At 71.9% G+C, this 21,878-nt stretch carries 24 protein-coding genes; 11 read left to right on the forward strand and 13 right to left on the reverse strand.

All coding sequences use genetic code 11. From position 1 onward, the window contains the following. The first annotated feature begins 141 nt into the window (after positions 1–141). Positions 142–1,086, forward strand: a complete 945-nt coding sequence (locus tag ACZ69Q_RS22955; RefSeq protein WP_471045577.1) for a CopD family protein — start codon at positions 142–144, stop codon at positions 1,084–1,086. Positions 1,087–1,120: 34 nt separating this feature from the next. Here the strand turns inward: ACZ69Q_RS22955 and ACZ69Q_RS22960 are convergent, their stop codons facing one another. Together ACZ69Q_RS22960 and ACZ69Q_RS22965 are read right to left on the reverse strand one after the other, a co-directional pair. Continuing rightward, the gene (locus ACZ69Q_RS22960; RefSeq protein ID WP_471044786.1) at positions 1,121–2,164 is read right to left on the reverse strand and encodes a zinc-dependent alcohol dehydrogenase family protein; all 1,044 of its coding nucleotides are present in this window, start codon (positions 2,162–2,164) and stop codon (positions 1,121–1,123) included. A 152-nt stretch (positions 2,165–2,316) separates the two neighbouring features. Then, complete coding sequence (locus tag ACZ69Q_RS22965; protein ID WP_471044788.1) at positions 2,317–3,027, reverse strand: VIT1/CCC1 transporter family protein; 711 nt, start codon at positions 3,025–3,027, stop codon at positions 2,317–2,319. 170 nt (positions 3,028–3,197) lie between these two features. Between ACZ69Q_RS22965 and ACZ69Q_RS22970 the strand changes: the two genes are divergently transcribed. From ACZ69Q_RS22970 to ACZ69Q_RS22980, 3 genes are all read left to right on the forward strand, one after another. Beyond that, positions 3,198–4,193: a DEDDh family exonuclease gene (locus tag ACZ69Q_RS22970; RefSeq protein ID WP_471044790.1), complete on the forward strand. Its 996-nt coding sequence runs from the start codon at positions 3,198–3,200 to the stop codon at positions 4,191–4,193. A gap of 81 nt (positions 4,194–4,274) precedes the next feature. Continuing rightward, positions 4,275–4,508 carry a hypothetical protein gene (locus ACZ69Q_RS22975; protein WP_037873332.1) on the forward strand — a complete coding sequence of 78 codons (234 nt, stop codon included), beginning with the start codon at positions 4,275–4,277 and terminating at the stop codon, positions 4,506–4,508. A 49-nt stretch (positions 4,509–4,557) separates the two neighbouring features. Further along, a complete protein-coding gene (locus tag ACZ69Q_RS22980; RefSeq protein ID WP_471044792.1) occupies positions 4,558–5,346 on the forward strand; it encodes an SURF1 family cytochrome oxidase biogenesis protein in 789 nt (262 codons plus the stop codon). Between the two features lie 254 nt (positions 5,347–5,600). On the opposite strand, the gene ACZ69Q_RS22985 is transcribed toward ACZ69Q_RS22980, so the two are convergent. Then, positions 5,601–7,754, reverse strand: coding sequence for a carbon starvation CstA family protein (locus ACZ69Q_RS22985; protein ID WP_471044794.1), 2,154 nt, complete (start codon positions 7,752–7,754; stop codon positions 5,601–5,603). A gap of 52 nt (positions 7,755–7,806) precedes the next feature. Next, the gene (locus ACZ69Q_RS22990) at positions 7,807–8,049 is read right to left on the reverse strand and encodes a DUF3311 domain-containing protein (protein WP_471044796.1); all 243 of its coding nucleotides are present in this window, start codon (positions 8,047–8,049) and stop codon (positions 7,807–7,809) included. A 168-nt stretch (positions 8,050–8,217) separates the two neighbouring features. On the opposite strand from ACZ69Q_RS22990, the gene ACZ69Q_RS22995 reads away from it, so the two are divergent. Genes ACZ69Q_RS22995 through ACZ69Q_RS23015 form a run of 5 tightly spaced genes read left to right on the forward strand, consistent with a single transcriptional unit; the run spans position 8,218 to position 13,216 of the window. Next, complete coding sequence (locus ACZ69Q_RS22995; protein ID WP_471044798.1) at positions 8,218–9,756, forward strand: sodium:solute symporter family protein; 1,539 nt, start codon at positions 8,218–8,220, stop codon at positions 9,754–9,756. Next, on the forward strand, positions 9,753–10,322 hold the full coding sequence (locus ACZ69Q_RS23000; RefSeq protein ID WP_471044800.1) for a sigma-70 family RNA polymerase sigma factor: 570 nt from the start codon (positions 9,753–9,755) through the stop codon (positions 10,320–10,322). Before ACZ69Q_RS22995 ends, ACZ69Q_RS23000 begins: the two co-directional genes overlap by 4 nt. Beyond that, a complete protein-coding gene (locus ACZ69Q_RS23005) occupies positions 10,319–10,633 on the forward strand; it encodes a hypothetical protein (protein WP_471044802.1) in 315 nt (104 codons plus the stop codon). Before ACZ69Q_RS23000 ends, ACZ69Q_RS23005 begins: the two co-directional genes overlap by 4 nt. Positions 10,634–10,667: 34 nt before the next feature. Then, the gene (locus ACZ69Q_RS23010) at positions 10,668–12,455 is read left to right on the forward strand and encodes a glycoside hydrolase family 15 protein (protein ID WP_471044804.1); all 1,788 of its coding nucleotides are present in this window, start codon (positions 10,668–10,670) and stop codon (positions 12,453–12,455) included. 5 nt (positions 12,456–12,460) lie between these two features. Beyond that, positions 12,461–13,216 carry an SDR family oxidoreductase gene (locus ACZ69Q_RS23015; RefSeq protein ID WP_471044806.1) on the forward strand — a complete coding sequence of 252 codons (756 nt, stop codon included), beginning with the start codon at positions 12,461–12,463 and terminating at the stop codon, positions 13,214–13,216. A 20-nt stretch (positions 13,217–13,236) separates the two neighbouring features. Here the strand turns inward: ACZ69Q_RS23015 and amaP are convergent, their stop codons facing one another. The 5 genes from amaP to ACZ69Q_RS23040 are packed head-to-tail and all read right to left on the reverse strand — an operon-like array spanning position 13,237 to position 15,621. Continuing rightward, the gene (amaP, locus tag ACZ69Q_RS23020; RefSeq protein WP_471044808.1) at positions 13,237–13,824 is read right to left on the reverse strand and encodes an alkaline shock response membrane anchor protein AmaP; all 588 of its coding nucleotides are present in this window, start codon (positions 13,822–13,824) and stop codon (positions 13,237–13,239) included. Beyond that, positions 13,821–14,501 carry a DUF6286 domain-containing protein gene (locus ACZ69Q_RS23025; protein WP_471044811.1) on the reverse strand — a complete coding sequence of 227 codons (681 nt, stop codon included), beginning with the start codon at positions 14,499–14,501 and terminating at the stop codon, positions 13,821–13,823. Before ACZ69Q_RS23025 ends, amaP begins: the two co-directional genes overlap by 4 nt. After that, positions 14,498–14,896 carry an Asp23/Gls24 family envelope stress response protein gene (locus ACZ69Q_RS23030; RefSeq protein ID WP_471044814.1) on the reverse strand — a complete coding sequence of 133 codons (399 nt, stop codon included), beginning with the start codon at positions 14,894–14,896 and terminating at the stop codon, positions 14,498–14,500. The genes ACZ69Q_RS23025 and ACZ69Q_RS23030 overlap by 4 nt, the downstream gene beginning before the upstream one ends. A gap of 5 nt (positions 14,897–14,901) precedes the next feature. Next, entirely contained in the window at positions 14,902–15,093 is a 192-nt protein-coding gene (locus ACZ69Q_RS23035; RefSeq protein WP_426535537.1) for a hypothetical protein, read from the reverse strand. A 51-nt stretch (positions 15,094–15,144) separates the two neighbouring features. Beyond that, positions 15,145–15,621 carry an Asp23/Gls24 family envelope stress response protein gene (locus ACZ69Q_RS23040; protein WP_471044817.1) on the reverse strand — a complete coding sequence of 159 codons (477 nt, stop codon included), beginning with the start codon at positions 15,619–15,621 and terminating at the stop codon, positions 15,145–15,147. 89 nt (positions 15,622–15,710) lie between these two features. On the opposite strand from ACZ69Q_RS23040, the gene ACZ69Q_RS23045 reads away from it, so the two are divergent. Beyond that, the gene (locus tag ACZ69Q_RS23045; RefSeq protein WP_471044819.1) at positions 15,711–16,433 is read left to right on the forward strand and encodes a nucleopolyhedrovirus P10 family protein; all 723 of its coding nucleotides are present in this window, start codon (positions 15,711–15,713) and stop codon (positions 16,431–16,433) included. Positions 16,434–16,444: 11 nt separating this feature from the next. On the opposite strand, the gene ACZ69Q_RS23050 is transcribed toward ACZ69Q_RS23045, so the two are convergent. The 3 genes from ACZ69Q_RS23050 to ACZ69Q_RS23060 form a co-directional block, all read right to left on the reverse strand. After that, a complete protein-coding gene (locus ACZ69Q_RS23050; RefSeq protein WP_471044822.1) occupies positions 16,445–17,248 on the reverse strand; it encodes an enoyl-CoA hydratase/isomerase family protein in 804 nt (267 codons plus the stop codon). Between the two features lie 129 nt (positions 17,249–17,377). Next, on the reverse strand, positions 17,378–17,599 hold the full coding sequence (locus tag ACZ69Q_RS23055; RefSeq protein ID WP_004002281.1) for a helix-turn-helix domain-containing protein: 222 nt from the start codon (positions 17,597–17,599) through the stop codon (positions 17,378–17,380). A gap of 335 nt (positions 17,600–17,934) precedes the next feature. Then, complete coding sequence (locus ACZ69Q_RS23060) at positions 17,935–19,533, reverse strand: ABC-F family ATP-binding cassette domain-containing protein (RefSeq protein ID WP_471044824.1); 1,599 nt, start codon at positions 19,531–19,533, stop codon at positions 17,935–17,937. A gap of 316 nt (positions 19,534–19,849) precedes the next feature. Between ACZ69Q_RS23060 and ACZ69Q_RS23065 the strand changes: the two genes are divergently transcribed. Beyond that, the gene (locus ACZ69Q_RS23065) at positions 19,850–20,260 is read left to right on the forward strand and encodes a VOC family protein (protein WP_471044826.1); all 411 of its coding nucleotides are present in this window, start codon (positions 19,850–19,852) and stop codon (positions 20,258–20,260) included. Between the two features lie 13 nt (positions 20,261–20,273). Here ACZ69Q_RS23065 and ACZ69Q_RS23070 read toward each other — a convergent pair whose 3' ends face one another. Further along, a complete protein-coding gene (locus tag ACZ69Q_RS23070; protein WP_471044829.1) occupies positions 20,274–21,677 on the reverse strand; it encodes a hypothetical protein in 1,404 nt (467 codons plus the stop codon). Between the last annotated feature and the right edge of the window lie 201 nt (positions 21,678–21,878).

Raw genomic sequence — 21,878 nt, forward strand, 5'->3', positions numbered from 1 at the left:
AACCGGCGGCGGAATGCCGTGCCCTCACTTGTTTTCCGGCACTTGCCCGGCTCTGCGTTGTTTTGTGAAGATCTTGAGGTGACGTTGACAAGATCCTCCCCCGGTGTGTCCGACGGGAGCGCGCCCGGACCCAGCACCGGCATGGTGCGGGCCGTCGCCGTGGTCGCCCTGGTGGCGCTCGCGGCGCTGATACCGCTGCTCGGGCCTTCGGCCGCGCTGCACGGCACCGGGGAGGCCGCCGCGCCCGGCACGGGCGGCATCGCGCTGCTGCGTGCGGTGCTCTTCGCGGCGCTGTGCGTCCCGCTGGGGGAACTGTTCGTGGACCGGCTGGCCCGCTCCGTGCCCGGCGCTCCCGCGGCCCGGCCGCGCGTCTGGGCGCCGTACGCGACGGCCGTCGGCTTCGTCGCCGCCCTCGGGCTCGCGTCGGTCGTCTCCTCCGGCAACCTCGTGCCGCACAGCCCCGCCGACCTCGACATCGGCGGCCTGTACGCCTCACGCGACGGCAGGCTCGCGCTGCTGGAGGTCAACGCCTTCGCCGCGGCCGGCCTGTGCGCCCTCTCGCGCCGGCCGGCCTCCCAGGTCTGGCCGCTGGCCGCGGTGGTGGTCGCCGAGGCGCTGCGCGCGCACCCCACGACGGAGTACGGCCCGCTGCTCGGCTCGGGTCTGACGCTGGTGCATCTGACCTGCGCGTCGCTCTGGGCGGGCGGACTGCTGTACGCCCTGCGGACCCTGCGCGGGTGGGGCGCCGGCGAGGCGGGCGCGGCGCTGCTGGGGCTCTACGCGCGCGTGGCGGCCGTACTGCTGGCCGCCATCACGGCGACAGGGGTGTGGAGTTCGCTGCGCCGGATGCCGTCGGACACGATCCTCGACCAGCTCACCGGGACGGCGTACGGGCGGGCATTGCTGGCCAAGGTGCTGCTGGTGGCGGCCGTCGCCGCGCTGGCGCTGTGGGCGCGGATCCGGCTGAGCCGCGCGACCGACCCGCTGACCGCCTGCACCCCCGCGCGGGCGGAGGTGGTCGCCCTGGGCGTGGTGGTCACGCTGTCGGGGCTGCTGACGGCGCTGCCGGTGCCGATCCGCTGGTGAACCGTCACCGCCGTCAGCCGGCCCCGCGCCGGGCTCAGTTGGTGACCAGGACCTTCAGGGCGGTGCGCTCGTCCATCGCCTTGTAGCCGGCCGGGACTTCCTCCAGGCCCACGGTCAGGTCGAAGACCGGCGACGGGTCGATCGTGCCGTTCAGGACGTCGGGCAGCAGCTCGGGGATGTAGGTGCGGACCGGCGCGACGCCGCCGCGCAGCGCGATGTTCTTGTCGAACATGACGCCGAGGTCGAGCCCGGTGCCGCTGCCGTGCGGCACGCCGACGAAGCCGATCGCGCCGCCGTCGCGGGTGACGTTGACGGCCGTGCGCATGGACTGTTCGGTGCCGACGGCCTCGACGACGGCGTGCGCGCCCTGTCCGCCCGTCAGCTCGCGCACGGCCTCGACGGCGGCGTCCCCGCGCTCGGCGACGACGTCGGTGGCGCCGAAGCGGCGGGCGATGTCGGTACGGACCTGGTGGCGGCCGAGCGCGATGATCCGCTCGGCGCCGAGCCGCTTGGCCGCGAGCACCGCGCACAGCCCGACGGCACCGTCCCCGACGACGGCGACCGTGGCACCCGGGCGGACCCCGGCGCCGAGAGCGGCGTGATGGCCGGTGCCCAGGACGTCGGACAGGGTCAGCAGGGCGGACAGCAGGTGCTCGTCGGAGGCGGCGTCCTTGGGCAACCGGACGAGGGTGGCGTCGGCGAAGGGGACGCGCACGGCCTCGCCCTGGCCGCCGTCGGAGCCGACGGAGCCCCAGAAGCCGCCGTGCTCGCAGGAGGTCGTCAGGCCCTCGCGGCAGTAGTCGCAGACACCGTCGGACCACATGAAGGGCGCGACGACGAGGTCGCCCCGCTTCACACCGCCCACCTCGGAGCCGGTCTCCTCGACGATGCCGAGGAACTCGTGGCCGATCCGCTGGCCCGGCTGCCGGGCCGCCTCGCCCCGATAGGCCCACAGGTCGCTGCCGCAGATGCAGGCCCGCAGCACCCGGACCACGGCGTCGGTGGGCTCGTGCACCGCGGGGTCGGGCACGTCCTGCACGCGCATGTCGAAGGGGGCGTGAATGGTGGTGGCGCGCATGGCGAGGATCCTTCTCGTCTTTCGTCGTACGAGCGCTCAAGGGGTGGTGAGCGCGTCTCTCACGGTACGTCGCGGTCGGCACCCGGCGCGCTTCGAGGGTGCCGGGTGCGGCGCTGAGCTGCACAAACGGCGCCGGGGATCGGCCCCCAGCACTACGCTCCCGCCACGTCCAGCAGCGACCCCGCCGCATAGGTGATCCCCATGGCGAGCGCGCCGCCCGCCACGTTGCGCAGCATCGCCCGGGCCGGGGCGGCAGCACCGAGGCGGGCGCTGCTCCAGCCGGTCAGGGTGAGCGCGGCCAGGACGGAGACGACGGTGACCGTCAGCCGCCAGTCCGCCGGCGGCAGCACCATGGCCAGCAGCGGCAGCAGCGCCCCGGCCGTGAACGCCAGGAAGCTCGCCCACGCCGCGTGCCAGGGGTTGGTCAGCCGGTCGGGGTCGATGCCGAGCTCCACGCGCGCGTGCGCCTTCAGCGCGTCACGTTCCGTCAGTTGGACCGCGGCCTCCCGGGCCACGTCCCGGGACAGCCCCCGGTGCTCCAGCAGTTGCGTCAGCTCCTGAAGCTCCGCCTCCGGCTGCTCCAGCAACTCCCGCTTCTCCTGGGCGAGCGCGGCCTTCTCCGAGTCGCGCTGCGTGGAGACCGAGACGTACTCCCCCGCCGCCATCGACATCGATCCGGCGAGCAGTCCGGCCAGGCCGGCCGTGAGCAGGGCGGAGCGCTCGTCCGTCGCGCCGGCCACGCCGACGACGAGGCCCGCGGTCGACACGATGCCGTCGTTCGCCCCGAGGACGGCCGCCCGCAGCCAGTTCAGCCGCTCCCCCAGCGCGACGCCGCGTGCCTCGCCATGCGTCGGTTCGGTCATATACGGAGGATCGCACCGCACGGGGCATCGGGGACATACCGACGCTCCACGGCAACGGCGGGTGCCCGCCGGGCGGTTGGCGTTCCCACGTTCGCCTGGCTCGAACAGGCAGGCGGGGCAAGGCACCTGACGGCGAGGACTGTCGGTGGCGGCCCGTATCCTCAATGACCATGCTCGAAGACCGTACGACCGCAGCGTCGTCCCCCACAGCGTGGCCGGCCGCGTATCCCCAGGGGTACGCGGTCGTTGACGTGGAGACCACCGGCCTGGCCCGCGACGACCGGATAATCTCCGCGGCCGTCTACCGGCTGGACGCGCGCGGCGAGGTCGAGGACCACTGGTACACACTGGTCAACCCGGAGCGCGACCCGGGCCCGGTCTGGATCCACGGTCTGACGAGCGACGTGCTCGAAGCGGCGCCTCTCTTCCAGGACATCGCCGAGGAGTTCTCCACCCGGCTCGACGGCCGGGTGCTGGTCGCGCACAACGCCGTCTTCGACTGGCAGATGATCGCGCGGGAGTACGCGCGCGCGGAGCGCGAGGCCCCGGTGCGGCAGCGGCTGTGCACCATCGCGCTGTCCAAGGAGCTGGCGCTGCCGCTGCCGAACCACAAGCTGGAGTCGCTGGCGGCGCACTTCGGCGTCGTCCAGCAGCGGGCGCACCACGCGCTGGACGACGCGCGCGTGCTGGCCGAGGCCTTCCGGCCGAGCCTCAAGGCCGCGGCGGCGGGCAGCATGCGGCTGCCGCTCCAGGAGTGCCGGCCGCTGACCGAGTGGCGGGACACCGCCACGCCCCGGATCGGGCAGCAGGCGGGGGGCTACGGCGGCGGCTATCGGCCGACGAGTTGGCGCCCGTCCCGCAAAAGGCCCGCCTGCCCCTATCCCAACCCAGGCCGTTACGAAGAGGGCAAGAGGCTCAAACAGGGCATGCGGGTGGCCTTCTCCGGTGACACGTCGATCGAGCGCGACCTGCTGGAGGACCGCGCGGTCGAGGCCGGGCTGCATGTGGCGACGAGCCTGTCCCGGCTGACCAGCCTGCTCGTGACGAACGACCCGGACTCGGGCACCTCGAAACTGGTCAAGGCCCGGCAGTTCGGGACGCCGGTGGTGGACGAGGCGGCATTCGGACAGCTCCTGCGGGACGTGGAACCGGCATCGGAGCAGTAGACCGTACGGACGGGTGATTGCCGGGCGACTCGCCCGGGGCCGTCCCGCTCCGCGCCGCGGGGAGCGCTCACCCTGTGGCGCATGGCGACATGTGAAGTCTGCGGAAACGACTACGGCATGACCTTCGAAGTGCACGCGCAGGGCGCGGTGCACGTCTTCGACTGCTTCTCCTGTGCGATCCACCGCATGGCACCCATCTGCGAGCACTGCCGTGTACAGATCATCGGGCAGGGCGTCGAGGTCGACGGTCAATGGTTCTGCGGCGCCCACTGCGCCCGCGCGGAAGGAAAGGCGGGGATCGTCGACAAGGTGTGAGCAGGTACCCGGCTGAGAGCACCCCACGACCGAGTTGTACGGTCGTGGGGTGTACCGCTTCCTGTTGTCCCGGCAGTGGGTGATCCTCACGCTGGTCACCCTGATCCTCATCCCCACGATGATCCGGCTGGGCTTCTGGCAGATGCACCGCTACGAGGAGCGCAGCGCCCGCAACCAACTGGTCGCCGACGCGCTGGAGGCGAAGCCGCTACCGGTGGAGAAGCTGACGTCGCCGGGGCACACGGTCACCACCAAGGAGCGGTACCGCACGGTGACCGCGCAGGGCCGCTTCGACTCCGACCGGGAGGTCGTGGTCAGGCGGCGCGTCAACGCCGACGAGGAGGTCGGCTTCCACGTCCTGACGCCCCTGGTGCTGACGGACGGCAAGGTGCTGCTGGTCAACCGCGGCTGGATCCCCGCCGACGGTCCGAGTCAGACGGCCTTCCCCAAGGTCCCCGCCGCGCCGAGCGGCACCGTCACGGTCACCGGGCGGCTGATGCCGGACGAGACGACCGAGGCGAGCGGCATCAAGAACCTCAAGGGCCTGCCCGACCGGCAGGTCATGCTGATCAACAGCGAGCAGGAGGCCGGCCGCCTGGGTGCCCGGGTACTGGGCGGTTACGTCGTCCAGACGGCTCCCGAGCCCAAGGGCGACACTCCGGAGCTGATCGGCAAGCCCGGCAACGAGAACGCTGCGCTGAATTACGCGTATGCCTTGCAGTGGTGGTTGTTCGCGGGCGGGGTTCCTCTCGGGTGGGTGATTCTGGCTCGGCGGGAGGCGCGGGAGCGGGGGGCTGCCGCCGCCGTGCCGGAGGAGTCGACGCCGGCTGTCGTGTAGCGGTTTCGCCGGGTCGGGTTCTGACTTCGGGCGGCTGCGGGTCGTCTGTGGCCGGTCGCGCAGTTCCCCGCGCCCCTGAAGGTACGTCCGGTGCACCTACTCAAGGGGCGCGGGGAACTGCGCGAGCAACCACGAACCACCCGCAGCCGCCCCCCGGCATCAGCAGCAGCGGCCCTCCGGCCGGCCCTCCCGGTGCCGCAGGCTCAGTACGGCCGTCAGCTCACGCACATACCAACGCACCCATCGCACCGCCCTCATGACCGGACCCCCACCAGCGGCTCGTCCTCCCGCTCGGGTACGTCGAGGCGGGACTCGACGTACGGCACCTCGGCCGTCGGCAGTGGCTCGGGGGCGCGGACCGCGCGGACGCACACCACCGCGCAGTTGACCAGGACCGTGAGGACCAGGAGCAGGAAGATCGCCATGAGGACGCCGTCGACCGTGTTGTTGAGCACGATGGTGTGCATGTCGTCCGTCGTCGTGGCGCCGGGCAGGAGCTGACCGGCCTCGATCGCCTGCGCGTACTTGTCCCGCAGGGCGAAGAAGCCGATCGCCGGGTTGTCCGAGAAGATCTTCTGCCAGCCGGCGGTGAAGGTGACGGCCACGTCCCAGGCCAGCGGGATGCCGGTGACCCAGGCCCAGCGCAGCCTGCCGGACTTGATCAGGACGGTGGTGGTGACGGCCAGGGCGACGGCGGCCAGGAGCTGGTTGGCGATGCCGAACAGCGGGAAGAGCTGCTTGATCCCGCCGAGCGGGTCGGTGACACCGGCGTAGAGGAAGTAGCCCCACGCGCCGACGACCAGGGCGCTGGTGATCCAGATGCCGGGCTTCCAGGTGACCCGGCCGATCGGCTTCCAGACGTTGCCGAGCATGTCCTGGAGCATGAAGCGGCCGACGCGGGTGCCGGCGTCCACCGTGGTCAGGATGAACAGCGCCTCGAACATGATCGCGAAGTGGTACCAGAAGGCCTTCATCCCGGCGCCGCCGAGCACCCCGGAGAAGATCTCCGACATGCCCACGGCGAGGGTGGGCGCGCCGCCGGAGCGGCCGACCAGCGTCTCCTCCTCGACCGCCTTGGCCGCGGCGGTCAACTGGTCCGGGGTGATGGTGAAGCCGAGGTTCTTCACCGCCTCGGCGGCGCTGTCCACGGTGGGGCCGAGCAGCGCGGCCGGTGAGTTCATGGCGTAGAACAGGCCCGGTTCGAGCACGCAGGCGGCGATCAGCGCCATGACGGCGACGAAGGACTCCGTGAGCATGGAGCCGTAGCCGATCAGCCGGACCTGGGACTCCTTCCGGATCAGCTTCGGCGTCGTACCCGAGGAGACCAGGGCGTGGAAGCCGGACAGGGCGCCGCAGGCGATGGTGATGAAGAGGAACGGGAAGAGGGAACCGGCGAACACCGGGCCCGCGCCGGTCGAGGCGAAGTCCGTCACCGGCTCGGTCCTGAGGTTCGGGGCCGCGATCACCACGCCGACGGCCATCAGGGCGATGGTGCCGACCTTCATGAAGGTCGACAGGTAGTCGCGGGGTGCGAGGAGCATCCACACCGGCAGCACCGAGGCGACGAAGCCGTAGCCGACCAGGCAGAAGACCAGGGTCTCGGGGCTCCAGACGAAGTACTCGGCGAGTGCGGAGTCCTGGATCCAGCCGCCGCCGAGGATGGCGAGCAGCAGCAGGGCCACGCCGATGAAGCTCGTCTCCACGACCCGGCCGGGCCGCAGGTAGCGCAGGTAGAAGCCCATGAAGAGGGCGATCGGGATGGTCATGGAGACCGAGAAGGTGCCCCACGCGGACTCCGCGAGCGCGTTGACGACGACCATCGCCAGCACCGCGAGCAGGATGATCATGATGGCGAAGACGCCGATCAGCGCGGCGGCGCCGCCCACCCTGCCGATCTCGTCCCGGGCCATCTGCCCGAGGCTCTTGCCGTCCCGGCGCATGGACAGGAACAGGACGATCATGTCCTGCACCGCTCCCGCGAAGATCACGCCGGCGATGATCCAGATCGTGCCGGGCAGATAGCCCATCTGTGCGGCGAGGACCGGGCCGACCAGCGGGCCGGCGCCCGCGATGGCCGCGAAGTGGTGGCCGAACAGCACCCGCTTGTCGGTGGGGTGGTAGTCGACGCCGTCCTCCAGGCGTTCGGCGGGGGTGGCGCGGGTGTCGTCGACCTGCAGGACCTTGCGGGCGATGAAGCGCGAGTAGAAGCGGTAGGCGATCGCGTACGAGCCGAGGGCCGCCACGACCAGCCAGACCGCCGAGATCTCCTCGCCCCGGGACAGGGCGAGCACGGCCCAGCCGAGGGCGCCGGCGAGGGCGACGGCGGTCCAGATCGCGACGGACTTGGGCGACATCCGTGACTTTTCCGGCGCGGAACGACCGGATTCGGGCATGGCTGATACGGGCATGGCGGCTCCTGACCTGAACAGGCGGGGTGTGAAGCGGAAGGGGACGTACGGCTCAGCGATGTCGATGTCGATGTCGGCGCCGACGGCTGCTCCGGTCCGTCAGCGCGTACGCGGCGAGCAGGCAGAGGCCGCAGCCCGGCACCCAGGCGAGCTGGTACCAGTAGAAGAACGGCGTCCCGGCCAGCCGTGGCCCGGCACCGGCGTACCAGGGGACCCACAGCAGACCCGCGGCGGGCGCCAGGAGCAGTACGGCGATCGCGACGCGCCGTAGCCGGTGATGACCGGTCCGTGCCATGACCTGCGCTCCTCTCCCGCTCGCTGAGGGTCTGTGCAAGAGTTGCCCACCCCCTGGAACCGGTTGACAGCGAGATTCCGGGAAAATTCGCGCCGGTTTCCTGTCCTCCGTTCCGCCGGTTCGCGCAACTCATGCGCAGGGGTACAGGCACACCAAGGACGGTGACCCATGGCCGACGGCGCCATGACCGCGACGTTTCTCGCCGTGATCGGCGGAGCGTCGCTGCTCGCCGTCACCGCGCGGCGTCTCAGCCCGAACGACCGGCTGCCGTCCCTGGAGGGCTGGGCACTGGCCGACCGCAGCCTCGGCCCGCTGTGGACCTGGCTGCTGCTCGGCGGCACGATCTTCACCGCGTACACCTTCGCCGCCATACCGGGACTGGCGTACGGCAACGGCGCGCCCGCCTTCTTCGCGGTGCCGTACACGGTGATCGTCTGCCCGCTGGCCTTCGTGCTGCTGAGCCGGCTGTGGAGCGTGGCCCGCCGGCACGGCTATGTCACGGCGGCCGACTTCGTGCGCGGCCGGTACGGTTCACCGCCGCTGGCCCTGGTGGTCGCGCTGACCGGGATCCTCGCGACGATGCCGTATCTGGCGCTGCAACTGCTCGGGATACGGGCGGTGCTGGCGGCCGGCGGCGTGTATCCGCGGGGTGCGGCCGGTGATCTGATGATGGTGGCGCTGTTCGCGGGGCTGGCCGTGGCCACCTACCGGCACGGGCTGCGCGCCCCGACCGTCATCTCGGCGCTGAAGGCCGTGGCCGTCTTCGTGTCGCTGACCGCGGTGACCTGGCTGGTCCTCGACCGGCTCGGCGGCCCGGGTCCCGTCTTCGACGGCGCGGCCGAACGCCTCGGCGGCCCGGCGCTGCTCCTGACCCCCGAGCAGCAGCCCGCCTACGCCACCCTCGCGCTCGGCTCGGCGCTCGCGCTGCTGATGTACCCGCATGTGCTGACCGCCGGCTTCGCCGCCGACGGCCCGCGCACCCTGCGCAAGGTGTCCGTGGCGCTGCCCGCCTGGACCGGGCTGCTCGCGCTGTTCGGCTTCCTCGGCATCGCGGCCCTCGCGACAGGCGTCCGCGCCCCGGCGGGCGGGGCCGAGGCGGCCGTACCGATGCTGGTGGACCGGCTGATGCCGGCGCCGCTCGCCGGGCTGGTGTTCGGCGCGATCACCGTGGGGGCACTGGTCCCGGCGGCGGTGATGTCGATCGCGGCCGCCACGAGCTTCGTACGCAATGTGTATGTCGAGTACGTCCATCCGACGGCCACGCCCAAGCGGCAGGTGCGTATCGCCAAGGCGGTCTCCCTGACCGCGAAGGTGGGCGCGGTGGCGTTCGTCTTCGGGCTGCGCGACCAGGACGCCATCAACCTCCAGTTGCTGGGCGGGGTCTGGATCCTGCAGATCTTCCCGGCCGTTGCGATCGGGCTGTTCACCGCGCGGCTGCATCCGCGGGCGCTGCTCGCCGGGTGGGGCGTGGGCATGGTGGCGGGGACCTTCATGGTCGTACGGCAGGGCTTCTCGTCGATCGTGCCGCTCGGCTCGGGGCCGGAGATCTACGCCGGGCTGGCCGCCCTGTTCCTCAATCTGACCGTCGTCGTGGCCGGGACCGCGGTGCTCGAACGCCTCGGCGTCCCGCGCGGCGCCGATCTGACCGACCTGCCGTCGCGCCTGAGCGTCGGGCGGCGCCCCGAGACGGGAGCGAACAACCCGTGAGACAGCATCTGAGACCCGACAGCGGCACTCCCCTGCCTGCCGTCCCGCTCGCCCCCGCGGTGAGCGACCCGGCGGACGCGGCACGCGAGGCCGGCCTGGCCCGCCTGTTCGAGCTGCACTACTCCTCGATGCTGCGCCTGGCGGTCCTGCTCGGCGCCGACGATCCGGAGAACGTGGTCGCCGAGGCCTACTACCAGATCTACCGCAAATGGCGCCGGCTCAGGGACGCCGAGGCGGCGGAGGCGTATCTGCGCTCCACCGTGTGCAATCTGACGCGGATGCGGATACGGCACCTCCAAGTGGCCCGCAAGCACGTCGAGAAGCCGGCCGACGAGGTCGTCGCGTCCGCCGAGAGCACCGCGCTCCTGCGTGACGACCAGCGCGTCCTGATCGACGCGCTCCAGCAGTTGCCCGCCAGGCAGCGCGAGGCGCTGGTGCTGCGGCACTGGCTCGGGCTGAAGGAGAGCGAGATCGCCGCGGCGATGGGGATCTCCTGCGGCTCCGTCAAGACCCATACGGCACGCGGCCTCGCCGCCCTGACCCAGGCGATGGAGGCCCGGCGATGACGCATCGAGACACGACCGGGTCGCAGGGCACCTCTGCGGACCGCACCGAGCAGGAACTGCGCGAGGCACTCGCCGCGCTCGCCGGCGGAGTGCCGGACGCCACGCCCGACGCCTATCGCACGGCGCGCGGCGAGTGGCTGCGCCGGGAACGCCGGCGCCGGCTCGTCCTCGCCGTCCTCATCGCGGTCGTGTTCGCCCTGGCCACCCTGATCGGACTGTGGGTCCTCAACCAGGCGCCCGCCCACCCCGGCGTCATCTTCTCCGGCACCGGGTCCGCGACGGCAAGTTCACTCCCCCGGCCCCACCCCTGATTGGCCCACCCGCCCTCGGGGAACCCGCAATTGCGTGCATCCGCGCATCGAGGACTACGCCCTGATCAGTGACGAGCAGACGGCTGCCCTGATCGGCAAGGACGGCTCCGTCGACTGGCTGTGTCTGCCCCGGTTCGACTCGGCAGCCTGCTTCGCCAGACTCCTCGGCGACAAGGACAACGGCCACTGGCGCATCGCCCCCAAGCACGCCAAGGGCCTCTGCTCCCACCGGGCCTACCGTCAGGACACCTTGGTCCTGGACACCGAGTGGGAGACCGACGAGGGCGCGATCCGGGTCACCGATCTGATGCCCCAACGCGACCGCGCCCCCGACCTCGTGCGCATCGTGGAGGGGCTGAGCGGCAAGGTCACCGTGCGCAGCACCCTGCGGCTGCGCTTCGACTACGGCTCGATCGTGCCCTGGGTGCGCAAGTCCCACGGCCACCGGGTGGCCGTCGCCGGCCCGGACTCGGTCTGGCTGCGCAGCGACCCCGCGGTGCCCACCTGGGGCGAGGACTTCGGCACGCACTCGGAGTTCACCGTCGAGGCCGGCGAGAAGGTCGCGTTCGTCCTGACCTGGCACCCCTCGCACGAACCCCGCCCAGCGATGGTCGACCCGTACAAGGCGCTGCACAACAGCATCCGGGACTGGCGCAAGTGGGTGGGGCACTGCCGCTTCGACGGCCCGTACCGCGACACCGTCGTCCGCTCCCTGATCACCCTGAAGGCCCTCACCTACCGGCCGACCGGCGGCATCGTCGCCGCCCCCACCACCTCGCTCCCCGAGGAGGTGGGCGGTGTCCGCAACTGGGACTACCGCTACTGCTGGCTGCGCGACTCCACCCTCACCCTCAACGTGGGCCTGTCCGCGGGCTACCGGATGGAGGCCGAGGCCTGGCGCGACTGGCTGCTGCGCGCGGTCGCCGGCGACCCGGCCGACCTCCAGATCATGTACGGCATCGCGGGTGAGCGCCGGCTGCCCGAGTTCGAGGTGCCGTGGCTGTCCGGCTTCGCGGGCTCCGCCCCCGTACGCATCGGCAACCAGGCGGTGGAGCAGCTCCAGTTGGACGTGTACGGCGAGGTCATGGACACGCTGGCGCTGGCGCGGGAGTCGGGGCTGCCCAGCAAGCCGCACATGTGGGCCATCCAGGTCGCCCTCGTCGAATGGCTGCGCTCGCAGTGGCGCCAGCCCGACGAGGGGCTGTGGGAAGTGCGCGGCGGCCGGCGGCACTTCGTGCACTCGAAGGTGATGGTGTGGGTGGCCGCGGACCGGGCGGTGCGCACCCTGGAGCGCAACCCGCAGATAGGGGGCGACCTCCAGGGCTGGCGGGAGTTCCGCGACGAGGTCCACCGCGAGGTGGTCGAGCGGGGCTACGACGCCGAGCGGAACACCTTCACACAGTCCTACGGCTCCCGTGAACTGGACGCCGCGCTGCTGCTCATCCCGCGCGTCGGCTTTCTGCCGCCCGAGGACCCGCGTGTCATCGGCACCATCGACGCGATCCGCGCCGAGCTCAGCCACCAGGGCTTCCTGCGCCGCTACAGCACCGACGAGGCGACGGTGGACGGACTGCCGGGCAGCGAGGGCACGTTCCTGGCCTGCTCGTTCTGGCTCGCCGAGGCGCTGCACATGACGGGGCGCAAGCAGGAGGCGCGCGAGCTGTTCGACCGGCTGGTGGGGCTCACCAACGACGTGGGTCTGCTGGCCGAGGAGTACGACCCGCTCTCCGGCCGCCAGCTCGGCAACTTCCCTCAGGCCTTCAGCCACATCGGCCTGGTGAACACCGCCCTCGCCCTGTACGGGGGCGACGGGGCAGGATAGAGGCCATGGATCTTGGACTGAAGGATCGGGTGTACGTCGTCACCGGGGCCACCCGTGGACTGGGCAACGCGGCGGCGCGTGAGCTGGTCGCCGACGGGGCGAGGGTCGTCGTGACCGGCCGGGACGAGAAGCGGGTCGCCGACGCGGCGGCCGAACTGGGGCCGAACGCGGTCGGGGTGGCCGTCGACAACGCCGAACCGGACGCCGCGGCCCGGCTCATCGCCGCCGCCCGCGACGCCTTCGGCGGATTCGACGGCATCCTGGTCAGCGTCGGCGGCCCGCCGGCCGGGTTCGTCGCGGACAACACGGACGAGCAGTGGCAGACCGCGTTCGAGTCGGTGTTCCTCGGCGCGGTGCGGCTCGCTCGCGCGGCTGCGGCGGAGCTCGACGAGGGCGGCGTCATCGGGTTCGTGCTGTCGGGGTCGGTGCACGAGCCCATTCCCGGGCTGACCATTTCGAACGGGTTGCGGCCCGGGCTCGCCGGGTTCGCCAAGTCGCTCGCGGACGAGTTGGGGCCGCGGGGGATCCGGGTGGTCGGGTTGCTGCCGGCCCGTATCGACACGGACCGGGTGCGGGAGCTGGACGGGCTGTCCGCGGACCCGGAGGCGACCCGGGCCGCGAACGCGGCACGCATTCCGTTGCGGCGGTACGGCTACCCGGAGGAGTTCGGGCGGGCGGCGGCGTTCCTGCTGTCGCCGGCCGCGTCCTACCTGACGGGAATCATGCTGCCCGTGGACGGCGGAATGCGGCACGGGTTCTGAGGAGTCGGCCCGAGCGAGGCTCAACTGACCCTTTCGGCACCGTGCTTGACGCCCTTCAGGCGGACCTCCGCCGGCAGTGACGCCAGGCCCGCCGAGTTGCGGGCGTGGGCCAGGGCCTGGCCGGTGAGGTCGTTCAACGCCGTTCCCGGGTTCACGTGCGGTGCCAGCAGGAGCCGTACCCGGGTCTCCGGGGCGCTGCGCCTGCCCGTCAGGTGGACGCGGGCTCGTTGGACGCCCTCCAGGCCCGCCGCCTCGTTCGCCAGCACGCTCTCCAGGGCCCGGCCCCGCAGCAGTGCGCCCTCGCCGTCCCCGGTGTCCACCAGAACCTCCGCGAGACGGCGTCGGCGCAGGTTCGCGGTCAGCCACCACAGGGCGAGCAGGACCAGGACGACCAGTACGGCGATGACCGTCGGCCACCACCAGCCGTCGTCGCGCCAGCGTGTCCGCTCGGCGTCGCTGAGCAGCACGTCGTGGCGGTCGTCGTGGATCCACCAGGAGGGAGCGGGGGCACCGAGGCCCACCGCGAGCACCGAGCCACCGATCACGAGCAGCACCAGTCCGACGAACCCGATCAGCACCCGGTTGACGACCCTGAGCACGGCACTCACCCCTTCCGTCCGAGCCGGCGTACATGCACCGAGAGCGCCGGCGGGCGGGACAGCCCCAGGCCCCTGATCGCGTCGGCGAGCGTGGCGTCCAGGTCGGCACGTACGTCGTCCAGGTCGCGGAAGTGCGAGACGGCCCGGACGTCGGCCTTGGCCCGGCGCATCCGTACCCGTACCGCCTGGACACCGGAGACCTCCATGGCGCGGTCGCGCAGCACCAGGGCGGCCAGGTCGCGGTGGAGTCCGGCGCGTACGTCGGTGTGGGTGCGCCGCATCGGCAGCACCCGGCGCAGTCCGGGCGTCGTGGCCAGGATGAGCAGCCACAGCCCGAGGACGGCGGCGACGCCCGCGCCGACCAGCACCCAGATGTCGTCGAGGGGACGCTCGGCGAGCTGGTCGGCCAGTTCCCGGCGCCAGCGCATGGCGGGCCGCTCGGCGCGCACGGAGGCGATGTCGTACAGGAAGACGCCCGCGAGGAACAGCAGCACGAGCGCCGTGATCACGGCCGGGATCCGGCGGGCGGACCAGAAGCGGCCCTCGCGGCCGCCGTCGCCGTCGAGCGCGGGCGGGGGCTCGTAGTCCGCCGCCGATGCCGACTGGTCGAGGGGCTCGGGCCCGGCGTCCTTCTCCAGGACCGGGAGTCGCCTCGTGGTGCCCTCGGACTCCTGGGACTCGCTCATCGCGTCCTCCCCGCTGCCGCGCCCTGTCCGGGCGCCGGGTACAGCCGCTCCACATGCACGGCGACCTCCGGCACCTCCATGCCCACCAACGCGCCTACCCGCTCCACGACCCGCCGACGCACGGCCGCGCACCGGGAACCGATGTCGGTGGGGTAGTCGAGTTCGACGTGGACGCGGACCCGGGCGGCGTCGACGGTGGTCCCCTGCGCGGCCTGGGGGCGCACGACGACATGGGCGTAGGGCCGGGCGGCGTCCTTGGGCAGCCGTCCCACGGCCTCGCGGGCCGCCTGGGAGGCGATCTTCGTGACGACCCGGTCGGCGATCCTGGTCGCCCCACGCTCACCGGCCGGGACGACGGCCGACGGTCTGCCGCTTTCCGTGGCCTCGGCGCTCACGGACCTCACCGCCGGTCGCGCCGGCCGTCACGCTGACGGAAGAAGTCGCCGAGTTCGTAGTCCCCTTCCAGGAACCGGCCGACAACGAACCCGACGGCACCGAGCGCCGCCACCAGCAGGAAGGCGCCGAACCCCCCGAAGTACCCGGCGAAGCCGAGCGCCATGCCGGCGATCATGCCGACCACGGCCATGCTCATGGTCCACTCCGTTCGGTCGTCAGTGCCGCAGGCCCCTCACCCCGTCCCGCGTCACTGGATCCGGGGCTGCGCCGGCTGTTCTTCCTCTTCCTCGGGAAGCTGCACATCACTCACCGCGATATTGACCTCGACGACTTCGAGGCCCGTCATCCGCTCGACCCCGGCGACCACGTTCTCCCGAACCTCCCGTGCCACGTCGGCGATCGACACGCCGTAGTCGACGACGATCTCCAGGTCGAGCGCGGTCTGCAGCTCGCCGACCTCGGCACTGACGCCTCGGGTCACGGACTTCGACGTGCCCGGCACCCGTTCGCGTACGGCGCCGAACGTGCGGCTGATCCCGCTGCCCATCGCGTGCACGCCGACCACGTCGCGGGCCGCCATTCCGGCGATCTTCTCCACGACACCGTCGGCGATGGTGGTCCGCCCGCGGCCTGCCGGGTCCCCTCCGGCGCGCTTGATCGTCTTGCGCGTCGACGCCGCGGTGTCCTCAGGGTTCTGCGTCCGGTTCTGCTCCATTTCGGTCATCGCCGTACGTCCCTTTCGGTATGTCGTTCCTTCCACCACCGTAAGCGCGGTTGCCCCACCTCGCTCCGGGGATGCGGCAGGCTGGACTAATGACGACGGCGGACAGGTGGACGCGAGCGGTCAGGGAACAGGTCGGCCTCGGCAGGCTGCTGCCGCTGGGCGACGCGCACGACGGTGCGTGGATCTACGAGAGGGCGGCCGCGGCCGTGCTGCGGCGCGCGGCCGGGGACATGCGCGGGGTGCATCTGGAGGTGCTGCGGATCGGGCTCAGTGACCCGGAGGAGGCCCACGAGGCCGTCGTGCCGGCACCGCCGAGCGCCCTGCCCCCGGGCGCGCTGCGGGTGACGGCCGACTTCGCGGCGACGGCGAACGAGCCGCTGCCGACGACGGCCGAGAGGCTGCGGGCACTGCTGACCGCGGCGGCGAGGGAGCGCCTCGGCCTGAGGGTGACGGAGGTGGACCTACGGGTGACGGCCCTGCTCGACGAGGATGCCGAGCCGGATTCCGTACCCCCGCCGGAGCCGGCGGGGGCCGCCGAGCCCGCGCACCCCGACGAGGAACGCGTCGCCGCCGCGGCCCTGGCGGTCCCGGGCGTGGGCCGGCTGACCGCCGCCATGGGCGGGTTGGGGCAGGCGGTGCACATCGAGGAACGGCAGGGCACGGCCGCCCTGCCGCACCGGCATGTGCGGGTGGAGATCGCGGTGAGCAGGGACCACCGGGCCCTGGACGTGGCCCGGGAGGTCCGCCGGAGGGTGCCCGAGGCACTGGCGGATCATCCGACGGTGGCGGTGCTGGTGACGGCCGTCGGCTGACCGCCCGCGGCTCACTCGCCGAGGCCGGCGAGATCCCGCAGCCGTCGCGCCTGCGCGGCCCGCTCGGCTCCCCGCTGCTCGTCGTACGTGCGGTCCACGGCACCACGGATCAGCGCCTTGGTCTCGATGACCGCGTCGCGCGGCGCGGCCACGATCGCCCCCGCCAGGTCCCGTACGGCGTCGTCGAGCTGGTCGGCGGGCACCGCGAGGTTGGCGAGGCCGCTGCTCACGGCCTCCTCGGCCAGCACGAAGCGCCCCGTCACACAGATCTCCAGCGCGCGGCCGTAGCCGACAAGACCGACGAGCGGATGCGTGCCCGTCAGATCCGGCACCAGGCCGAGGCTGGTCTCGCGCATGGCGAACTGCACGTCGTCGGCGACGACGCGCACGTCACAGGCGAGTGCGAGCTGGAAGCCCGCCCCGATGGCATAGCCCTGTACGGCGGCGATCGACACGATGTCGTTGCGCCGCCACCAGGTGAAGCCCTCCTGGAACTCGGCGATGGCAGCGTCGAGTTCACCGTCGCTGCTGCGCGCGAGTTCCACGAAGGAAGGCTCGCCCTCGATCCCCTCGGGGGTGAACATCTGCCGGTCGAGACCGGCGGAGAAGGCCTTGCCCTCACCGCGCAGCACAACGACCCGCACGTTGCCCGGCAGGACCTGCCCGGCCTCGGCGAGCGTCCGCCACATGACGGGGCTCTGCGCATTGCGCTTGGCCGGGTTCGTCAGCGTCACCGTGGCGATCGCGCCGTCGACGGTGAGCCGTACGCCGTTCTTGTCGAGCAGGGGAGCGAGTTCCTGGTCGGACGAAGCCATGCGGTGCCTCCGATGCGTGCGGTCATCCTGGATGCCGGAAGGCATCCATTAAGTGACTGCACAGTAACCACCCGGCCAGTCAGACGACCGACCGGGTGGCCACCATCGAAGCCGATGGGCCGCCCGGGCTCAGGACGAAGCGGCCTTCTTGCCCCGCGTCGCCCCGCCACGCCCACGGAGCGTGACGCCCGATTCGCTGAGCATCCGGTGAACGAAGCCATACGAGCGACCGGTTTCCTCGGCCAGCGCCCGAATGCTCGCACCGGAGTCGTACTTCTTCTTCAGGTCTGCCGCGAGCTTGTCGCGCGCGGCGCCGGTTACCCGGCTGCCCTTCTTCAGAGTCTCGGCCACCCGTGCCTCCTCATGGGAAGTGCGCTCTGGTCTCCTCATGATCACCCCTCCGGGGCTTCATGGCCACCCATTCGGCAAGGTCCGTGAGACATGGTTTTGACGACAGGAGCACATCCCCACATGCGGAATCTCGAATTCCGCTGCACCTTGTCCGTACGGCCGAACGGGTTCTTTTACGAAGCCCCAGGTCAGAGCAGTACGACGGCCGAGCCCTTGTCGATAAAGGACTCGGCCGCGAATTCGATGTAGCACACACCTCGGTACGAGGAGATCTCACACAGATGATGGATCACCGATGGGCCGAATGATCCATAGCCTGTTGATCACGCATTCGATCAAGCGAGGGCGACGAGATCCGCGTAATCGGCACCCCACAGGTCCTCGACGCCGTCGGGCAGCAGAATGATCCGCTCCGGCTGGAGCGCCTCGACGGCGCCCTCGTCGTGGGTGACCAGGACGACGGCGCCCTTGTAGGTGCGCAGCGCGCCGAGGATCTCCTCGCGGCTGGCGGGGTCGAGGTTGTTGGTCGGCTCGTCGAGCAGGAGGACGTTCGCCGACGACACCACGAGGGTGGCGAGGGCGAGGCGGGTCTTCTCGCCGCCGGACAGGACACCGGCGGGCTTGTCGACGTCGTCGCCGGAGAACAGGAACGAACCGAGCACCTTGCGGACCTCGACGAGGTCCAGGTCCGGGGCGGACGAGCGCATGTTCTCCAGGACCGAGCGCTCCGGGTCGAGGGTCTCGTGCTCCTGGGCGTAGTAGCCGATCTTGAGGCCGTGGCCGGGGATGACGGCGCCGGTGTCGGGCTGCTCCGCACCGGCGAGGAGCCGGAGCAGGGTGGTCTTGCCGGCGCCGTTGAGGCCGAGGATGACGACCCGGGACCCCTTGTCGATGGCCAGGTCGACGTCGGTGAAGATCTCCAGGGAGCCGTACGACTTCGACAGGCCCTCGGCGGTCAGCGGCGTCTTGCCGCAGGGCGCGGGCTCCGGGAAGCGGAGCTTGGCGACCTTGTCGGAGACCCGTGCCGCTTCGAGTCCGGCGAGCAGCCGGTCGGCGCGCTTGGCCATGTTCTGCGCGGCGACCGTCTTGGTGGCCTTGGCGCGCATCTTGTCGGCCTGCGAGTGCAGGGCGGCGGCCTTCTTCTCGGCGTTCTGCCGCTCGCGCTTGCGGCGCTTCTCATCCGCCTCGCGCTGCTGCTGGTAGAGCTTCCAGCCCATGTTGTAGACGTCGATCTGGGCGCGGTTGGCGTCCAGGTAGAACACCTTGTTCACGACCGTCTCGACCAGGTCGACGTCGTGGGAGATCACGATGAAGCCGCCGCGGTAGGTCTTGAGGTAGTCGCGCAGCCAGACGATCGAGTCGGCGTCCAGGTGGTTGGTCGGCTCGTCGAGCAGCAGGGTGTCCGCGTCCGAGAACAGGATCCGGGCGAGCTCGATACGGCGGCGCTGACCACCGGAGAGGGTGTGCAGCGGCTGGCCGAGCACCCGGTCGGGCAGGTTGAGCGCGGCGGCGATGGTGGCGGCCTCGGCCTCGGCGGCGTACCCGCCCTTGGTGAGGAACTCCGTCTCCTGGCGCTCGTACTGCCTGAGCGCCTTCTCGCGGGTCGCGCCCTGGCCGTTGGCGATGCGCTGTTCGTTGTCGCGCATCTTGCGGATCAGTAGGTCGAGGCCGCGGGCGGAGAGGATGCGGTCGCGGGCGAGGACGTCGAGGTCGCCGGTGCGGGGGTCCTGGGGGAGGTAGCCGACCTCGCCGGAGCGGGTGATGTTGCCGCCGGCGGGGATGCCCTCGCCGGCGAGGCACTTGGTGAGGGTGGTCTTGCCGGCGCCGTTGCGGCCGACCAGGCCGATGCGGTCGCCCTTGGCTACGCGGAAGGTCGCGGACTCGATGAGGACGCGCGCACCGGCGCGCAGCTCGATACCGGAGGCGGAGATCACGGACAGACTCCAGGCGGAAGGTGGGTGGCGGGATGGGCGGCTGAGGACGTTCCCGCCGTCTAATGCGCGAGGAGAATGGCCATGAGGCCAGTCTAACGGGGCCGTGCAACCACTTTTTCTGGGATCGGGCGTTCGACCGGGGGCTCGTGGCACTCCGTGGCAGGCCCGGGCCGTGAGGGGTGCCCTGCCGTGATGTGCGGCACGTTCCGGACCGGCCTCGTGCCGGGTACCCGGCCCTGGTTCACGGGCGCTGTCAGTGGTCGCTGCGAGACTGGGCGCATCCGTCAGAGGTGGGGATCACAAAGGAGTGATCGGCATGGCAGGCACGAGCGGTGGGCGTCCGAGCATCTATCCGACGCTGCGCTACGCGGACGCGAAGGCGGCGATCAAGCAGCTCACGGAGGCCTTCGGGTTCACGGAGCTCGCGGTGTACGAGGGCGAGGACGGCTCGGTGGCGCACGCCGAGCTGGCGCAGGGCAACGGCGCGGTGATGCTGGGTTCGAAGGGCACCGGCAGCACCTTCGACAAGGCGATGCGCGAGGGCACGACCGGGGTGTACGTCGTCGTGGCCGACGTCGACGCACACCACCGGCGGGCCGTGCAGCACGGCGCGGAGATCCTGATGCCGCCGACGGACCAGGACTACGGCTCTCGGGACTACATGGCCCGGGACCTCGAGGGCAATGTGTGGAGCTTCGGCACCTACGCCCCCGAGATCAAGGGCTGAGCGGCGGGCCGGCTCAGCTCCCCCCGGTGTGCACCTGGAAGGCGGCGCGACGCACCGCCTTGGCGAGGGCGGGGTCGGGGTGCGCGGCGGCGAGGGCGACCAGGACCTGAACGGTGCGGGGGTGTCCGACGGCACGCACCTCGTCCAGGAGCGCGGGGACGGTCGGCTGGAGCGCGGATTCCAGGTGCCGGACGAGCATCGGCGCCTCGCCGTGGTCGGTGACGGCGGCGGCGGTGTCGACCCACAGCCAGGTGGCCTCGTCCCGGGTGAGCACCTCGTGGGCGTCCTCGGGGTCCACGCCGTCGTACTCGGCGAGCCACAGCAGGGCGTACGGCCGCAGGGCGGGCTCGTCGACGACGGCGCGTACGTCGGGCTCGGCGGGGGCGCCGACGACGCGCAGCGCTTCGAAGGCGAGGCCGCGCAGGAGGGCGTCGTCGCCGCGGGCGGCGACCAGGAGTTCGGTCACGGCGCTGCCGACGGGGCGGGCGGCGAGCCAGGCGCGGTACTCGTCACGGGCGGCGTTCGGGCGGAGCTGGGCGCAGCCGCGGAGCATGTCCTCGGCGGCCTGCTCGATGTTCCCGGCGGGGCTCTGGGCGGCGACGCAGATCTGCTCCAGCTTGACCCAGACCGCCCAGCTCCCGAGCGGGGTGAGCGTGGCCTGTCCGTCGCCGCAGGTGAGGGCGCCGACGGAGGCGAGGGCGTGCAGAGCCCAGTCGAGGAGCGGGGCGAGCGCCGTGTCCTCGACGGCGACCGGGACGGTGACCGGCTCGGGCCGCGGCCCGTAGGGGATCTCGCACCTCTCGGTGCGAAGTTCGGTGACGCGCTGTTCTAGCAGGTCCAGCAACTGCTCCACAGGGACGGGCCCGGCGGAGAGCTGGAGGAAGGAGAGAACCTGCGGCAGGGCCGAGACGACGTCGGCGACCGCGCCGTGCTCGAAGTCGTCGGGTTCCGGGTGGGCGAGCGACCAGGCGTCGAAGAGGGCCACCCAGCCGCGCAGTACGGCGCTGTCGTCGCGGTCCCAGGCGCGCAGTCGCCAGCCGGGGCGGGCGCTGTCGCCGTGCACCTCGACGAGTCCGGCGAGCCGCGCGGTGTCCCAGTCGGCGCGCACCTGAGCCACGGTCAGGCCCAGGTCTGCGGCCGCCCGTTCGGCGGTCGAGTCGGAGAGGGTGCCTTTGCCGTCGGAGTCGGTGCCACCGCGGCCGGGGCGCAGCGCGGTGTCGGCCCAGTGGGCGACGCGGGCCGCGGCGGCCAGACCCGAGCGAGCCATTCTGGCCAGCTCGGCCCGGGCAGGTGTGCCCTCCGGGGGGCGCGGCGCGGGGCGGCGGGGGCGTCGCTGGTTCACGGCTCGGGGGGCGGCGGCCAGGGGTCGCGGGCGGACGAGTCGAAGCCTGGAGTCGCGCGGGATACGGGACGTCACGGGTGCAGTCTTCCGGTTGACGGTCCGAAAACCCAAACGGAATGTCACGAGGGGCGACGGGGATGGCCAACGCACGGGGTCCTGCGAGCGGCTGAGGGCCGATAACAGGCCACTGGTACGCCCTTAAACGGAATCCTTCGGACCGGTGCCGGAGAGGGGCCGCCGCGAGGGGATGCGGGGGCGGCCCACGCGGCCACCTCG

It is taken from the genome of Streptomyces sp. NPDC036764 (assembly GCF_055609385.1).

Excerpts from the sequence above, each read along its gene's own strand:
- ACZ69Q_RS23025 (WP_471044811.1), bottom strand. The coding sequence starts at position 14,501 with ATGAGCGAGTCCCAGGAGTCCGAGGGCACCACGAGGCGACTCCCGGTC.
- ACZ69Q_RS22960 (WP_471044786.1), bottom strand. The coding sequence starts at position 2,164 with ATGCGCGCCACCACCATTCACGCCCCCTTCGACATGCGCGTGCAGGAC.
- ACZ69Q_RS22970 (WP_471044790.1), top strand. The coding sequence starts at position 3,198 with ATGCTCGAAGACCGTACGACCGCAGCGTCGTCCCCCACAGCGTGGCCG.
- ACZ69Q_RS22995 (WP_471044798.1), top strand. The coding sequence starts at position 8,218 with ATGGCCGACGGCGCCATGACCGCGACGTTTCTCGCCGTGATCGGCGGA.
- ACZ69Q_RS22965 (WP_471044788.1), bottom strand. The coding sequence starts at position 3,027 with ATGACCGAACCGACGCATGGCGAGGCACGCGGCGTCGCGCTGGGGGAG.
- ACZ69Q_RS23005 (WP_471044802.1), top strand. The coding sequence starts at position 10,319 with ATGACGCATCGAGACACGACCGGGTCGCAGGGCACCTCTGCGGACCGC.
- ACZ69Q_RS22975 (WP_037873332.1), top strand. The coding sequence starts at position 4,275 with ATGGCGACATGTGAAGTCTGCGGAAACGACTACGGCATGACCTTCGAA.
- ACZ69Q_RS23045 (WP_471044819.1), top strand. The coding sequence starts at position 15,711 with ATGACGACGGCGGACAGGTGGACGCGAGCGGTCAGGGAACAGGTCGGC.
- ACZ69Q_RS23065 (WP_471044826.1), top strand. The coding sequence starts at position 19,850 with ATGGCAGGCACGAGCGGTGGGCGTCCGAGCATCTATCCGACGCTGCGC.
- ACZ69Q_RS22955 (WP_471045577.1), top strand. The coding sequence starts at position 142 with ATGGTGCGGGCCGTCGCCGTGGTCGCCCTGGTGGCGCTCGCGGCGCTG.
- ACZ69Q_RS23015 (WP_471044806.1), top strand. The coding sequence starts at position 12,461 with ATGGATCTTGGACTGAAGGATCGGGTGTACGTCGTCACCGGGGCCACC.
- ACZ69Q_RS22990 (WP_471044796.1), bottom strand. The coding sequence starts at position 8,049 with ATGGCACGGACCGGTCATCACCGGCTACGGCGCGTCGCGATCGCCGTA.
- ACZ69Q_RS23050 (WP_471044822.1), bottom strand. The coding sequence starts at position 17,248 with ATGGCTTCGTCCGACCAGGAACTCGCTCCCCTGCTCGACAAGAACGGC.
- ACZ69Q_RS23040 (WP_471044817.1), bottom strand. The coding sequence starts at position 15,621 with ATGACCGAAATGGAGCAGAACCGGACGCAGAACCCTGAGGACACCGCG.
- ACZ69Q_RS23035 (WP_426535537.1), bottom strand. The coding sequence starts at position 15,093 with ATGAGCATGGCCGTGGTCGGCATGATCGCCGGCATGGCGCTCGGCTTC.
- ACZ69Q_RS22985 (WP_471044794.1), bottom strand. The coding sequence starts at position 7,754 with ATGCCCGTATCAGCCATGCCCGAATCCGGTCGTTCCGCGCCGGAAAAG.